Genomic DNA, 14,134 nt, shown 5'->3' on the forward strand with positions numbered 1-14,134 from the left:
CCGGGGCCCGGAGCCGTCGGTCCGTCAGTTCCGGTCCGGCGCCGCGCGGCGGCGCAGGCCCTCAGCAGGGCCGATTCGCCCGGCGGCGGGGGAGATTGGATCAGGCGGGGCGGGCATTGGAGAATCAGGGGCGGCGCACCCCGACCGGGTGGCGGCAGGACGGGGAGGTGGCAGCGGAGTGGACCAGCTTTCAGCGCACGATCCGAGGCGGATCGGGCCCTTCGAGGTGCTCGGGCGGCTCGGTGCGGGCGGGATGGGCCTGGTCTACCTGGCGCGCTCCGGTGCCGGTCGGCGGGTGGCGATCAAGACGGTCCGGGGGGAGCTGGCCGAGGACGAGCTGTTCCGGGTCAGGTTCGCCCGGGAGATCGCGGCGGCCAAGACGGTGGGCGGTTTCTACACCGCCGCCGTGGTGGACGCCGACCCGGACGCCGCGGTGCCGTGGCTGGCCACCGCGTACGTGCCCGCACCCTCGCTGGAGGAGCTGATCGGGCACTGCGGGCCGCTGCCGGTGGACGCCGTCCGGTGGCTGGTGGCGGGCATCGCCGAGGCCCTGCAGTCCATCCACGCGGCCGGGTTGGTGCACCGCGACCTCAAGCCGTCCAACGTGCTGGTGGTCGAGGACGGCCCCCGGGTGATCGACTTCGGCATCGCCGCCGGGGTCTCCAGCTCCCGGCTCACCATGACCAACGTCGCGGTCGGCACCCCGGCCTACATGTCGCCGGAGCAGGCCAAGGACAGCCGCAGCGTCACCGGCGCCAGCGACGTCTACTCGCTCGGCTCGCTGCTGGTGTTCTGCGCCACCGGCCATGCCCCCTACCGGGGCGCCAACCCGGTGGAGACGGTCTTCCAACTGCTGCGCGACCAGCCCGACCTGTCCGGTCTGCCGGTGGAGCTGGCCGACCTGGTGCACGCCTGTATGCGGCCCGCGCAGGAGACCCGGCCGACGCCCGCGCAGATCCAGGCCGAGCTGGCCCCGCACCTGTTCTCCCGGGACGACGCGGCCGGCGAGGCCGGGGACTGGCTGCCGCCCCGCGCCCTCGACCTGATCGAGCAGAAGCGCGGCCGCAGGACCGTCCCGCCGCCCCCGCCGCCGGTGGTTCCGCCGCAGCCGCCGGGGCCGGCCTCGGTGGTCACCGAGAAGATCGCCGAACGCCGGGCCCCGGTGGCCGGGGAGATCCGGCTGGCCGGTGCTGCGGTGCCGATAGGGCCCGGGCCGCGGGCCGAGCCCGCGGCCGTCACCGGAGAGGCCGCACCCGGCACCGACTGGGTCCGCCGGGCCGCCCCGCCGGCCCCGCCCGCGCCCCGGTGGCGCCCGTGGCGGTTCCGGATGTCCAACGACGTCTGGGGCACCCCCGTGGTCGCCGCGGACACCCTCTTCGTCTCCAGCTTCGAGGTGCACGCCCTCGACATCGGCTCCGGGCAGCGCCGCTACAAGACCCGCGACGTGGCCTGGGCCCTGGCCGTCGACGCCGGCCGGGTGCACGCCGCCGACGGCCCGCACCTCTACACCGTCGACGTGGCCGACGGCACCGAGCGCTGGCGCAACTCGCTGGACGGCTGGGTCTACTCGCTGGACGCCGCCGACGGCGTGCTCTGCTGCGGCATCAGGGGCGGTGGCGTACAGCTCCGTTCGGCCGCCAGCGGCGCCGAGCTGTGGCGGGCCGACGACGCCCAGCAGGACTACGAGAACCCGCAGTCGGGCCCCGCGCTGGTGGCCGGCTCGGCGTACTACTACGGCGGCGGGCGGCTGCGCTGCGTCGACCCGCGCGGCGGGCGGCTGCGCTGGGCCTTCCAGGTCGGCGAGAACGTCCCCTCCCGGCCGGTCGAGCTCGGCGGGACGCTCTACCTGACCTCCGGCACCCGGGTCTACGCCCTGGACGCCGCGACCGGGGCGGAGCGGTGGCGGTTCGAGGCGGCGGTGGTGCTCTTCACCCCGCCGGCGGTCGACGGCGGGGCGGTGTACGTCGCCGACTACCTGGGGACGGTCTACTCGCTGGACGCCGCGACCGGGCGGGACCGCTGGCGCGGGCGGACCGGCAGCCGGCAGGGGTCGGAGCCGGTGGTGCTCGCCAACGGCACCGCGCTGGTCGGTGCGGGGGACACCCTGCACGCCTTCGACACCGGGTCCGGGCGGGAGCGCTGGCGCTACAGCGCGCGGGGCGAGCTGGTCGGCTCCCCGGCCGTCGCCGACGGGCTGGTCCACCTGGGCAGCCGGGACCACTCGCTGCACACCCTCGACCTGACCACCGGTCAGCTCCGCTGGGAGCTCGGCACCAAGGGCGAGCTCACCGGCTCCCCGGTGGCCGTCGGCGGGCGGGTCTTCGTCGGCAGCAAGGACCGCTGCGTCTACGCCCTGGACGCCTTCTACGGCACGGCGGTGCCCAACTGATCCGCTCGGCGACGGCGCAGCCAGGGGCTCGGGGAACGGCGAGGACGTCCGGCGAGCCCCTGGCTTCCGGACCTGGCGCCTAGCGCTGCTGCCAGGCGGCCCAGGCGGAGGTGACCATCGACTCGATGTCGTGCTGGGCCTTCCAGTCGAGTTCGCGGTGGATCAGGTCGGCGGCGGCCACGACCCGGGCGGGGTCGCCGGGGCGGCGGGGGGTGACCCGGGGCGGGGTGGGGTTGCCGGTGACGCGGGCGATCACGGCGAGCATCTCGGCGACCGAGACGCCTTCGCCGCGGCCGATGTTGAGGGTGAGCGAGAGCGGTTCGGCGGCGGCGTCCAGCCGGTGCACGGCGGCGACGTGGGCGGCGGCGATGTCGGCGACGTGGATGTAGTCGCGGACGCAGGTGCCGTCGGGGGTGTCGTAGTCGTCACCGAAGACCAGCGGGGCCTGACCGTCGGTCAGCCGCTGGAACGCCATCGGGACCAGGTTGGAGACGCCGTCGTCGGCCAGCCGGGGCGAGGAGGTGCCGGCCACGTTGAAGTAGCGGAGCGAGGCGGTGGAGAGGCCGTGCGCCCGGCCGACGGAGCGGACCAGCCACTCGCCGGCCAGCTTGGTCTCGCCGTAGGGGTTGATCGGGGCGCAGGGGGTGGCCTCGGTGACCAGGTCGGCGTCGGGGGTGCCGTAGACCGCGGCGGAGGAGGAGAAGACCACCTTCCGGGCCCCGCCCGCCACGGCGGCCTCCAGCACGGTCTGCAGACCGGTGAGGTTCTCCCGGTAGTAGCGCAGGGGTTCGGCGACCGACTCGCCGACCTGCTTCTTGGCGGCGATGTGCACCACGCCGGTGACCCGGTGCTGCCGGACCACGGTGTCCAGCAGGGCCCGGTCCAGGGTGGAGCCGACCACCAGCGGGACGCCGTCCGGGAGCCGGTCCGGTGAGCCGCTGCTGAGGTCGTCCAGGACGACCACCGGTACGTCGGCGGCGACGAGCTGCTGCAGGACGTGTCCGCCGATGTAACCGGCTCCGCCGGTGATCAACCAGGTCATGCCGGAAATCCTATGCGGCCTGCCGTCAGGGCCCGGAGGGTGACGGCGCGTCGGTTCCCCATATGCGGACATATCGGTGCAATGCTGCCGAATGCTGCTCGCATACGGAACCGGAGGATGTCCAGGTGCACCCGAAGAAGGAACCCACCCGTCCGATCCCGGCGGGCCCCCGACCGACCGGGCCCCGCCTGCTGCTCTCCGGGGCCGCGCTGGTGCTGGCCGCGACGCTGGTCACCGGCTGCAGCAGTGGCGGCAGCTCCTCGGCGGGTGCCTCCGGGACCCCGTCCGGCAGCTCCTCCGCCCCGGCGCCGTCCAGCGGCAACCAGCTCCAGGACGACTACCAGAAGGTGATCGCCAACGTGCTGCCCTCGGTGGTGCAGATCACCACCGCCACCGGGCTCGGCTCGGGCATCGTCTACGACACCAAGGGCAACATCGTCACCAACGCCCATGTGGTCGGCAACGCCAAGACCTTCACCGTGACGCTGCCCAACAGCAGCAAGGCGCTGGAGGCGACCCTGGTCGGCAGCTATCCCGAGTCCGACCTCGCGGTGGTCAAGCTCAACAGCCCGCCGAGCGGACTCAAGCCGGCCACCTTCGGCGACTCCGGCAAGGTCGAGGTCGGCCAGATCACGCTCGCGATGGGCAGCCCGCTCGGCCTCTCCTCCAGCGTCACCCAGGGCATCGTCTCGGCCACCGGCCGGACCGTCTCCGAGCCCAAGGGCGGTGACTCGCCGGGCGCCACCATCGGCAACATGGTGCAGACCTCGGCCGCGATCAACCCCGGCAACAGCGGCGGCGCCCTGGTCAACCTGTCCAGCCAGGTGATCGGCATCAACACCCTGGCCGCCACCGACCCGGACATGAACGGCAGCGCCGCCCCCGGCATCGGGTTCGCCATCCCGGCCGCCACCATCACCAACATCGCCGACCAGCTGATCAAGGACGGCAAGGTCTCCAACTCCGGCCGGGCCGCACTCGGGATCTCCGCCCGCACGTACTTCAACTCCGACTTCCAGCCCGCGGGCGCGGTGGTCGTCTCGGTCACCGCGGGCGGTCCCGCCGCCTCGGCCGGGCTCCAGCCCGGCGACGTGATCACCAAGGTCGGCGACACCGCCGTCACCACGCTGAACGGACTCACCACCGCCCTGGCCGCGCTCCAGCCCGGCGCCAAGGTCACCGTGACCTACCAGCGCGAGGGCGAGACCAAGACGGCCGAGGTCACCCTCGGCAGTCTGTAGCACCGGAGACCGCAGCACCGGAGACCACCGGGCCCGGCCGTCCACCCACCGCGCAAGGGGGGTGCGACCGCCGGGCCCGGTCCGGTGCTGCGGTCAGCGCTGGGCGCGGGTGCGCCAGGGGAGTTCGGCGGTGGCCGTGGTCGGGCCGCCGGCCGGGCTGTCGAGCAGGAGGACGCCGTCCACCGCGCCGATCCGCTCGGACAGGCCGGCCAGACCGCTGCCCGGGTAGGAGCCGGCCCCGCCCCTGCCGTCGTCCTCGACCCGGAGCATCAGGCGGTCGGCGGCCCGCCAGACCTCGACCGTGGCGGTGCGGGCACCGGCGTGCTTGGAGACGTTGGTGAGCAGCTCGCTGACGGTGAAGTAGGCGATGCCCTCGACCGCCGAGTCCGGCCGGTCCGGCAGGTCGACGTGGACGGTGACCCCGCCGGGGACGGTGCAGCGGGCGGCCACCGCGGAGAGTGCCGCGTCCAGCCCACGGTCCGTCAGGACGGCCGGGTGGATGCCCCGGGCCAGGTCGCGGAGCTCCTGCAGGGCGAGCTTGACCTCGCCGTGGGCGGCGCCGACCATCTGGGCGGCCGCCTCCGGGTCCTCGGTGAGCTTCTCCTTGGCCAGGCCGAGGTCCATCGCCAGCGCGACCAGCCGGGCCTGCGCCCCGTCGTGCAGGTCGCGCTCGATCCGGCGCAGGTCGGCGGCGGCGGTGTCGACCACGGTGCCGCGGTCGTCCTCCAGCTCCCGGACCCGCTCGGAGAGCGCGTTCGGACCGGCCAGGCTGTCCACCAGCATCCGGTCCACCGCGAACAGGAACCGCATCGCCCACGGCAGCACCGGCCAGCCGACCACCAGCAGGACCAGGGTGAGGGCGAAGCTGATGATCCCCCAGGGCAGCAGCAGGATCGCGTAGAGCGCCGAGCGCCAGCCCAGACCGTCCGTCAGGACGGCCGTCACCCAGCCCATCACGCCCGGACGGGTGGCCTGCACCGGTGCCGCGTCGCCCGCCCCGGTGCCGAGCACCAGCGCGCAGCGGCGGCGCGCGAGCCCCCCGAACCAGCGGCAGCCGGCCAGCCCGGCGGCCAGCAGCGGCAGCCCGAGCACCGTGACCGCGAGCCCGATGCCGGTGGTCAGCACCACGACCGTGAAGGCGAACCCGGCCACCCCGAGCGGCAGGTTGAGCAGCAGGTGCTGCACCTGCCGCCAGAGCTGCGCCCCGTAGAGCGGGGGTCGGTCCGGGGTCTCCTTCATCACGCACCAAGCCTCTCGTAGAACTCCTGTGGCCAGCATCGCTGCTCGGACCGGCTCGGGACCATGGGGGCAGTTGGCATTCCGGTGGTGGGGATATCCCCACCACCGGAGCGTCTTGCGGGTCGGGCGGGGTGTCGGGGGAGCAGGGTGCTGCACTTAGACTCACGCCTTGACGGTTATGGACGTGTGAACCAGCGGTGCACCGGGAGGCGAACGCATGGAGGGGCAGCTGGCCGCTGCCGACCCTGCCGTGGGTGGTGGCTACTTCGACGCCTACGCGGCGGTGGGCCTGCTCGCGGTCGTCGGTGTGCTGTTCGTCGCGGTGTCCTTCACCGCCAACCGCCTGCTCCGGCCGGTGGTCCACTCGCCGGAGAAGCTGCTCGCCTACGAGTGCGGCGTCGACCCGGTCGGCGCGGGCTGGGCGCACACCCAGGTCCGGTACTACGTCTACGCCTTCCTCTACGTGATCTTCGCGGTCGACGCGATCTACCTGTTCCCGTGGGCGACCGTGTTCGCCGCCGCCGGGTTCGGGATGGCCACGCTGGTGGAGATGTTCGTCTTCATCGGCTTCCTCGCGGTCGGGCTGCTCTACGCCTGGAAGAAGGGCGTTCTGGAATGGACGTGACGCACGCGCACGGCACCGGGGGCCCGATCCCGCTGGGCCTGCCCGACCCGGCCAAGCCCGGTGCGGTGGAGCCGGCCCGGCTCGGCCCGCTGGCCCGGCTGGCGCCGGACCCGGTCAAGGTGGTGCTCAACTGGGGCCGCCGGTACAGCCTCTGGTGCTTCAACTTCGGACTGGCCTGCTGCGCGATCGAGTTCATCGCCGCCTCGATGGCCAAGCACGACTTCATCCGGATGGGCGTGATCCCGTTCGCCCCCGGTCCCCGGCAGGCCGACCTGATGATCGTCTCGGGCACCGTGACGGACAAGATGGCCCCCGCCGTGAAGCGGCTGTACGAGCAGATGCCCGAGCCGAAGTACGTGATCTCGTTCGGCGCCTGCGCCAACTCCGGTGGCCCGTACTGGGATTCGTACTCCGTCACGAAGGGCGTCGACCAGATCATCCCGGTCGACGTCTACGTGCCGGGCTGCCCGCCGCGCCCGGAGGCGCTGCTGCAGGGCATCCTCAAGCTGCAGGAGAAGATCGCGGCGGAGTCGCTGCCGCAGCGGTACGCGGCGCCCGCCGCCGCGCTGCGGCGACCGCTGGTGGCCGGGCCGGAGGCGGGCGAGAAGTGACGGACCCCCAGACCACCGCCGGGGCGATCGGCGCGTGGGCCACTGCGGCCGAGGCGTACGACCTGCTCACCGTGGACGTACCCGCCGAGCACTGGATCGAGGCGCTGACCGCGGCCCGGGACACCCTCGGCCTCACCTACTTCGACTGGCTGAGCGCCGTCGACGAACTGGCCGACGGCTTCTCGGTCGCCGCCCACCTCGCCGACGCCGGCTCGGGCCCGGTGCGCCACCTGCTGGTGCGCACCAAGGTCCCCCGGGGCGCCGCCGCGCTGCCGACCGCCGTCGGCGTCTACGCCGGGGCCGGCTGGCACGAGCGGGAGACCGCGGAGATGTTCGGCATCGACTTCACCGGCCACCCGCACCTGGTCACCCTGCTGCTGCCGGACGGCTTCGAGGGCCACCCGCTGCGCAAGGAGTTCGTGCTCGCGGCCCGGGTGGCCAAGGCCTGGCCCGGCGCCAAGGAGCCCGGCGAGAGCGAGGGCGACGGACCGGCGCGGCGCAAGATGCAGCCCCCGGGCGTCCCCGACCCGAACGAGTGGGGCCCGCTCAAGGGCACCCTGCCCGCGATCGCCGAGCGCCCGGCCCGGGCCGCCCGCACCCCGCGTGCGGCAGCGGCGGCGGCCGGCCCGGCGGCCGAAGCGGCGGAGGGCGCACCCGCGCCCCGTCCGCGCCGCTCCCGCAGCATCAGCGACGGCTCGGTCAGCCAGGCCGAGGGCGCCCCCGCCCCGGTCGAGCGGCCCCGCCCGGCGCGCACCCAGTCCGCGGACGCACCCTGGCACAACCCGGTCCCGGCCACCGCTGACGAACCGTCGGCACCGCCGGCACCCCCGGCGCCCCCGGTCAGCGGCGGCCCCGGCGCCCCGGCGGTCCCCCCCGCGGCGACCGAGCCCGAGCCGAAGGACGGAGACGGCGCATGACCTTCCTGGAAATGCTGCTGCGCTGCGTCGCGGCACTGGCGGTCTTCCTGGTGCTCCCGCTGGTGATCGGCCAGACCGAGCACAAGGTGATGGCGCACATGCAGGGCCGGCTCGGCCCGATGTACGCGGGCGGCTTCCACGGCTGGGCCCAACTGGTGGCCGACGGCGTGAAGTTCGTCCAGAAGGAGGACGTGGTCCCGGCCGAGGCCGACCGCCGGGTCTTCCAGCTGGCGCCCGCCGTCGCCCTGCTGCCGTACCTGGTGGTGCTGCTGGCGATCCCGGTCGGGCCGAACGGTTTCGTCGGACAGGCGATCGACGCGGGGATCTTCTTCGTGCTCGCCGTGATGGGCATCGGGGTGCTCGGCTCGCTGATGGCGGGCTGGGCCTCGGCCAACAAGTTCTCGCTGCTCGGCGGGCTGCGCACGGCCGCCCAGCTGATGGCGTACGAGCTGCCGATGCTGCTCGCGGCCGCCTCCGCCGCGATGGCGGCCGGCACCCTCTCGCTGCCCGCGATGCTGGAGCAGTTCCAGTGGTGGTGGGTGCCGTGGCAGATCGTCGGCGCCTTCGTCTTCTTCGTGGCCGGCCTGGCCGAGCTGCAGCGGCCGCCGTTCGACATGCCGGTGGCCGACTCCGAGATCATCTTCGGCGCGTACACCGAGTACACCGGTATCCGGTTCGCGTTCTTCCTGCTGTCCGAGTACGCCGGGATCCTGGTGGTCTGCGCGCTCACCACGGTGCTCTTCCTGGGCGGCTGGCACGGTCCGCTGCCGGACCAGCTGGGCTGGCTCTGGACCCTGCTGAAGACCTTCGCCCTCGCCCTGGTGGTGATCTGGCTCCGGGTCACCTACCCCCGGCTCCGGGAGGACCAGCTGATGAAGTTCGCCTGGACCGTGCTGATCCCGCTCGCCCTGGGCCAGCTCGCCCTCACCGGCATCGTGAAGGTGGCGATCTCCTAAATGAAGCTTCCCGGCTCCGGCCTGGCCAAGGGCCTCGCCGTCACGCTCCGCACCATGACCAAGAAGACCGTCACCGCGCAGTACCCCGAGGTGCAGCCCGACCTCGCGCCCAGGACCCGGGGCGTGATCGCGCTGCTGGAGGAGAACTGCACGGTCTGCATGCTCTGCGCCCGCGAGTGCCCGGACTGGTGCATCTACATCGACTCCCACAAGGAGACGCTGCCCGCCGCCGACCCGAACGCCCGGGCCCGCACCCGCAACGTGCTGGACCGGTTCGCGATCGACTTCTCGCTCTGCATGTACTGCGGTATCTGCATCGAGGTCTGCCCGTTCGACGCGCTGTTCTGGTCGCCGGAGTTCGAGTACGCGGAGACCGACATCCTGGAGCTGACCCACGAGCGGGACCGGCTCCGGGAGTGGATGTGGACGGTGCCCGCACCGCCCGCGCTCGACCCGGCGGCCGAGGAGCCCAAGGAGATCGCGATGGCCCGCAAGGCCGCGGACAAGGCCCACGCCGCCCAGCTGAAGGGTGACGCGTCGTGAGCCTGCTCGCCGCCGCCGGGCCGCTGGAACCGGCCGCCCGCTCCTTCCTCTCCCCGACCGGGGTGGAGATCGTCTTCCTGCTGGTCGGCCTCGCCGTGCTCGGCGCCGCCGTGCTCACCGTGACCACCCGTCAGCTGGTGCACGCCGCGCTCTGGCTGGTGGTCGCGCTCGGCGGGCTGGCGGTGGAGTTCCTGCTGCTCACCGCCGAGTTCATCGCCTGGGTGCAGGTGCTGATCTACCTCGGCTCGGTGGTGGTGCTGGTGCTGTTCGGCCTGATGCTGACCAAGGCCCCGATCGGCCGCTCCCCGGACGCCGACTCCGGCAACCGGTGGGCCGCGCTGGCCGTCGGCCTGGGCACCGCGGCCACCCTGGTGACCCTGGTGGTGGACGCGTTCCGCACCTCCTGGATCGACCTCGGCGCCGGCGCGGGCAGCGCCAGGGCCACCGGCGAGTACCTGTTCCGGCACTGGGTGCTGCCGTTCGAGGCGCTCTCGGTGCTGCTGCTGGCCGCGCTGGTCGGCGCGATCGTGCTGTCCCGCCGTGACGGCGGGAACAAGCCGAAGCCCCGCCCCGGCAAGCTCCGTGCGGGCAAGCCCGTCGGCACCCCCAGGGAGCGCTGACCATGCACCTCGCCTACCCCGCCGTCCTGGCCGCGCTGCTCTTCGCGATCGGCGTCTACGGCGTCCTCGCCCGCCGCAACACCGTGCTGGTGCTGATGTCGGTCGAGCTGATGCTCAACGCCGTCAACCTCAACCTGGTCGCCTTCGACGTCTGGCTCCGGGACGCCCTGCACGGCGGCCAGGCGCTCACCCTCTTCACCATCACGCTGGCCGCCGCCGAGATCGGCCTCGGCCTGGCCATCGTGCTGCTGGTCTTCCGCACCCGCCGCACCGCCGACATCGACCGGATCACCGCGCTCGGCGACCCGGCGGAAGACGACGACACGTCAGCTGAGGCCGTCGCATGAACCTCGCCCTCCCCGTCCTGGTCCCGGTGCTGCCCGCGCTCGGCGCCGCCGCCGCGCTGGCCACCGGAAAGCGCGCCCCCGGTCTGACCCGGCCGCTGGCGATCCTGCCGGTGGCCGCCTCGGCCGTGCTCGCCCTGGTGGTCGCGCTCCAGCTCGGCACCGGCCAGAGCCTGGACGCCGCCACCCGGCTGGCCCCGACCGGCGGCCCCGAGCTCTCGCTCGCGCTGCACCTGGACGGCTTCAGCTCACTGATCTCGGTCCTGGTCGGCCTGGTCGCCACCTGTGTGCAGGTGTACTCGACCGCCTACCTCAAGGACGACCCGCGCTACCCCTCGTACGCGGCGCTGGTCTCGCTGTTCACGGCGGCGATGTTCCTGGTCGTCTACTCCGGCGACCTGGTGGTGCTGCTGGTCGGCTGGGAGGTGATGGGCATCTGCTCGTACTTCCTGATCGGCCACCACTGGGAGACCGCCGACGCCCGCTCCGCCTCGCTCAAGGCCTTCCTGGTCACCAAGCTCGGCGACGTCCCGTTCCTGATCGGCATCTTCCTGCTCGGCGCGGACGCCGGGACGTTCCGGATCGGGGGCGTGCTGAAGGCCGCCACCGACGGACAGCTCTCGCACCCCACCCTGACCGCGCTGCTGCTGCTCGCGGGCGTCGCGGGCAAGAGCGCCCAGTTCCCGCTGCACACCTGGCTGCCCGACGCGATGGCCGGCCCGACGCCGGTCTCCGCGCTGATCCACGCCGCCACCATGGTGGCGGCCGGCATCTACCTGGTGGCCCGGCTGCTGCCGGTCTTCCTGGCCTCGGGCGCCGCGCTGGTGGTGCTCGCCGTGATGGCGGCCGTCACCATGGTCGGCTCCGCGCTCTGCGCGCTGGCCCAGGACGACCTCAAGCGGGTGCTGGCCTACTCGACGGTGGGTCAGCTCGGCTACATGGCGGGCGCGCTGGCCGCCGGGGACCGGCAGGCCGCCGTGTTCCACCTGGTCAGCCACGGCGCCTTCAAGGCGCTGCTGTTCCTGGCCGCCGGTGTGGTCATCCACGCCGCGCACACCAACTCGCTCAGCGCGATGGCCCGGATGCCCGGACTGCGCAAGAAGGTGCCGGACGCCTACTGGACCACCGGCATCGCGCTGGTCGCCCTGATCGGGCTGCCGCCGTTCTCCGGCTTCTTCAGCAAGGAGGCGGTGCTCACCGCCGCCGAGCACGCCGCCACCGGCGAGGCCCTGACCAACGGCCTCGGCCCGGCCTCCGCCGTGCCGTCCGCGGCCGGCTGGATCGTCCTGGTCGCCGCCGGGCTGACCGCGCTGCTCACCGCCGCGTACGCCGCCCGGCTCTGGCTGCTGGCCTTCCACAGCTCGCCGGTGGCGCTGCCGGACACCCCGGACGCCCCGTACTCCGCCGAGATCGACGCCGCCGACCCGGCCCAGTCCGAGCCGCCCGCGATGCGCTGGCCGCTCTGGGTGCTGGCGGTTCCGACCATGGCCTTCGGCCTGTTCGGCCTCCGCTCGGACTGGCTGCCCGCACTGCTGGACGGCGGCTCGCTCCGCCCGTCCACCGGGACCGCCGTGATCGGCACCGGGCTGGCCCTGGCGGGCGCCCTGATCGGGTACGGCGCCTGGCGCTCCGTCACCGCCCGGGCCGCCGCGGCGGCCCGCCGGGTGCCGGAGCAGGCGGGCCCGCCCGCCGCCGAGACCCTGACCGCCGTCCGCCCCAAGCCCCCGGCCGACCCCGGCCGACTGCTGCTCGGGCCGCTGTTCGGCCCGGCCCTGCACGGCTTCCACGTGGACCGGCTGTACAGCGCGCTGTTCGTCCGTCCGACCCTGGCCGCCGCGCAGCTGGTCCGGTTCCTGGACCGCGAGGTGGTCGAGACCTACGTCCGCGGCACCGGCCTCGGCGCCAACCTGCTCGGTTGGGCGGTCCGCCGGAGCCAGACCGGCAACGCGCAGACCTACCTGAGCGTGCTGCTGGGCGCCGTCGTGGTGCTCACCGTCCTGGTGGCGGTCGGCTCATGACCCTCTCCCACCACTCCGGAGGCCGCCGGTGAACGTGCTCCTCATCGCCCTCCTGGCCGTCCCGCTGCTGGGCGCCGCCCTGACCCTGGCCCCGCTCGGCGAGCGCGCCGCGCTCCGCCTCGGCGTCGGCACCACCGGCGCGGTGCTCGCGGGCACCGTCGCGCTGGCCGCCTGGTTCGACCACTCCGCCCCCGCCCGGATGCAGGCCGTCACCGACGCCGCCTGGATCCCGGCGATCGGGGTCCGGTTCCACCTCGGGGTGGACGGCATCTCGCTGCCGCTGCTGGTGCTGACCGCGCTGCTCACCTTCCTCTGCGCGGTGTACTCCACCAAGCGGCTGCCGGACGGGCCCGGCGCCCGGGCCTTCACCGGGCTGGTGCTGCTGCTGGAGGTCGGCATGCTGGCCACCTTCGTGGCGCTCGACCTGGTGCTGTTCTTCCTGGCCTTCGAGATCGTGCTGATCCCGATGTACTTCCTGATCGCCCGCTGGGGCAGCGGGGCCAAGGTGCCCGCCGCCAACCGCTTCATCCTGTACACCCTGTTCGGCTCGGCCCTGATGCTGCTCGGCTTCCTGCTGATCGGCAGTCAGGCGGGCACCTTCGACCTGACCCAGCTGGCCACCGCGCACGGCAGCGGCCTCACCCGCACCACCCAGGTGATCGCCGCGCTGGCGATCCTGACCGGCCTCGCGGTGAAGGCCCCGGCCTTCCCGCTGCACAGCTGGCTGCCGGACGCGCACACCGCCGCGCCCACCGTCGGCTCGGTGCTGCTGGCCGGCGTGCTGCTCAAGATGGGCACGTACGGCCTGGTCCGGGTGCTGCTCCCGGTGGTCCCGGACGGCACCGCCACGCTGGCCCCGTACCTGGGCGCACTGGCCGCCGTCGGCATCGTCTACGGCTCGCTGGCCTGCCTGGCGCTGGCCCGGCCGGGCGCCAAGGGCGACCTCAAGCGGCTGATCGCGTACTCCTCGGTCGGCCACATGGGCTTCGTGCTGCTCGGCATCGCCTCGCTCACCCCGACCGGGGTGAACGGCGCGCTGTTCGCCAACATCGGCCACGGCCTGATCACCGGCCTGCTGTTCTTCCTGGTCGGCGCGGTCAAGGACCGCTACGGCACCGCCGACCTGGACACCCTCGCGGGTGCCACCGGCGCCGCGCTGTACGGCCGGGCGCCCAGGATCGGCGGGCTGCTCGCCTTCGCCGCCGTGGCCAGCCTCGGCCTGCCCGGCCTGGCCGGCTTCTGGGGCGAACTGCTCGCCATGTACGGCGCCTTCGACCCGGCGGCCGGGCTCTCCCGCCCCGCCTTCCTCACCTACCTGGTGCTGGCCGGCCTCGGCACCCTGCTGACCGCCGCCTACCTGCTGGTCGTGGTCAAGCGGGTCTGCATGGGCGACCCGAAGCAGACCGGCCCCGAGATCGCCGACCTGAAGGCGTACGAGGCGGTCAGCTGGACCCCGCTCGCCGCGCTCACCGTGGTCGCCGGGCTCTGGCCCGCGCTGCTGCTCGGGCTCTCCGACCCGGCCGTCAAGCACCTGCTCGGAGGTGGCTGACGTGCCCGCCTCCACTCCACTCCTTCTGGGGCAGCCCGCC

13 protein-coding genes are annotated in these 14,134 nt (G+C 73.7%); 11 read left to right on the forward strand and 2 right to left on the reverse strand.

Annotated elements, in window-relative coordinates:
* Positions 1-178 precede the first annotated feature (178 nt).
* Positions 179-2,389, forward strand: a complete 2,211-nt coding sequence (locus ABT118_RS03705) for an outer membrane protein assembly factor BamB family protein (RefSeq protein ID WP_350644646.1) — start codon at positions 179-181, stop codon at positions 2,387-2,389.
* A gap of 79 nt (positions 2,390-2,468) precedes the next feature.
* On the opposite strand, the gene galE is transcribed toward ABT118_RS03705, so the two are convergent.
* On the reverse strand, positions 2,469-3,431 hold the full coding sequence (gene galE, locus ABT118_RS03710; RefSeq protein ID WP_350644648.1) for a UDP-glucose 4-epimerase GalE: 963 nt from the start codon (positions 3,429-3,431) through the stop codon (positions 2,469-2,471).
* Positions 3,432-3,586: 155 nt separating this feature from the next.
* On the opposite strand from galE, the gene ABT118_RS03715 reads away from it, so the two are divergent.
* The gene (locus ABT118_RS03715) at positions 3,587-4,672 is read left to right on the forward strand and encodes a S1C family serine protease (protein WP_502884479.1); all 1,086 of its coding nucleotides are present in this window, start codon (positions 3,587-3,589) and stop codon (positions 4,670-4,672) included.
* Positions 4,673-4,765: 93 nt separating this feature from the next.
* Here ABT118_RS03715 and ABT118_RS03720 read toward each other — a convergent pair whose 3' ends face one another.
* Positions 4,766-5,911 (reverse strand): sensor histidine kinase, encoded by a 1,146-nt coding sequence (locus ABT118_RS03720; protein ID WP_350645100.1) that lies wholly within the window; start codon positions 5,909-5,911, stop codon positions 4,766-4,768.
* A gap of 217 nt (positions 5,912-6,128) precedes the next feature.
* Between ABT118_RS03720 and ABT118_RS03725 the strand changes: the two genes are divergently transcribed.
* The 9 genes from ABT118_RS03725 to ABT118_RS03765 are packed head-to-tail and all read left to right on the forward strand — an operon-like array spanning position 6,129 to position 14,094.
* On the forward strand, positions 6,129-6,536 hold the full coding sequence (locus ABT118_RS03725) for an NADH-quinone oxidoreductase subunit A (RefSeq protein ID WP_350644652.1): 408 nt from the start codon (positions 6,129-6,131) through the stop codon (positions 6,534-6,536).
* Positions 6,527-7,147 carry an NADH-quinone oxidoreductase subunit B gene (locus tag ABT118_RS03730; protein WP_350644654.1) on the forward strand — a complete coding sequence of 207 codons (621 nt, stop codon included), beginning with the start codon at positions 6,527-6,529 and terminating at the stop codon, positions 7,145-7,147. The genes ABT118_RS03725 and ABT118_RS03730 overlap by 10 nt, the downstream gene beginning before the upstream one ends.
* The gene (locus ABT118_RS03735; RefSeq protein WP_350644656.1) at positions 7,144-8,064 is read left to right on the forward strand and encodes an NADH-quinone oxidoreductase subunit C; all 921 of its coding nucleotides are present in this window, start codon (positions 7,144-7,146) and stop codon (positions 8,062-8,064) included. The genes ABT118_RS03730 and ABT118_RS03735 overlap by 4 nt, the downstream gene beginning before the upstream one ends.
* Entirely contained in the window at positions 8,061-9,020 is a 960-nt protein-coding gene (locus ABT118_RS03740; protein ID WP_350644658.1) for a complex I subunit 1/NuoH family protein, read from the forward strand. Before ABT118_RS03735 ends, ABT118_RS03740 begins: the two co-directional genes overlap by 4 nt.
* Positions 9,021-9,563 carry a NuoI/complex I 23 kDa subunit family protein gene (locus ABT118_RS03745; RefSeq protein ID WP_350644660.1) on the forward strand — a complete coding sequence of 181 codons (543 nt, stop codon included), beginning with the start codon at positions 9,021-9,023 and terminating at the stop codon, positions 9,561-9,563.
* A gap of 2 nt (positions 9,564-9,565) precedes the next feature.
* Positions 9,566-10,183 carry an NADH-quinone oxidoreductase subunit J family protein gene (locus ABT118_RS03750; RefSeq protein WP_502884480.1) on the forward strand — a complete coding sequence of 206 codons (618 nt, stop codon included), beginning with the start codon at positions 9,566-9,568 and terminating at the stop codon, positions 10,181-10,183.
* A gap of 2 nt (positions 10,184-10,185) precedes the next feature.
* Positions 10,186-10,530: an NADH-quinone oxidoreductase subunit NuoK gene (gene nuoK / locus ABT118_RS03755; protein WP_350644664.1), complete on the forward strand. Its 345-nt coding sequence runs from the start codon at positions 10,186-10,188 to the stop codon at positions 10,528-10,530.
* Positions 10,527-12,545 carry an NADH-quinone oxidoreductase subunit 5 family protein gene (locus ABT118_RS03760; protein ID WP_350644666.1) on the forward strand — a complete coding sequence of 673 codons (2,019 nt, stop codon included), beginning with the start codon at positions 10,527-10,529 and terminating at the stop codon, positions 12,543-12,545. Before nuoK ends, ABT118_RS03760 begins: the two co-directional genes overlap by 4 nt.
* A gap of 28 nt (positions 12,546-12,573) precedes the next feature.
* Positions 12,574-14,094 (forward strand): complex I subunit 4 family protein, encoded by a 1,521-nt coding sequence (locus tag ABT118_RS03765; protein WP_350644668.1) that lies wholly within the window; start codon positions 12,574-12,576, stop codon positions 14,092-14,094.
* The last annotated feature ends 40 nt before the right edge of the window (positions 14,095-14,134 follow it).

Origin of the sequence: Kitasatospora sp. NPDC002040 (genome assembly GCF_040296785.1) — a bacterium.
GTDB lineage: Bacteria > Actinomycetota > Actinomycetes > Streptomycetales > Streptomycetaceae > Kitasatospora.

Coding starts and splice junctions, on each gene's coding strand:
- ABT118_RS03760 (WP_350644666.1), top strand. CDS start 10,527: ATGAACCTCGCCCTCCCCGTCCTGGTCCCGGTGCTGCCCGCGCTCGGC.
- ABT118_RS03740 (WP_350644658.1), top strand. CDS start 8,061: ATGACCTTCCTGGAAATGCTGCTGCGCTGCGTCGCGGCACTGGCGGTC.
- ABT118_RS03725 (WP_350644652.1), top strand. CDS start 6,129: ATGGAGGGGCAGCTGGCCGCTGCCGACCCTGCCGTGGGTGGTGGCTAC.
- galE (WP_350644648.1), bottom strand. CDS start 3,431: ATGACCTGGTTGATCACCGGCGGAGCCGGTTACATCGGCGGACACGTC.
- ABT118_RS03720 (WP_350645100.1), bottom strand. CDS start 5,911: ATGAAGGAGACCCCGGACCGACCCCCGCTCTACGGGGCGCAGCTCTGG.
- ABT118_RS03745 (WP_350644660.1), top strand. CDS start 9,021: ATGAAGCTTCCCGGCTCCGGCCTGGCCAAGGGCCTCGCCGTCACGCTC.
- ABT118_RS03730 (WP_350644654.1), top strand. CDS start 6,527: ATGGACGTGACGCACGCGCACGGCACCGGGGGCCCGATCCCGCTGGGC.
- nuoK (WP_350644664.1), top strand. CDS start 10,186: ATGCACCTCGCCTACCCCGCCGTCCTGGCCGCGCTGCTCTTCGCGATC.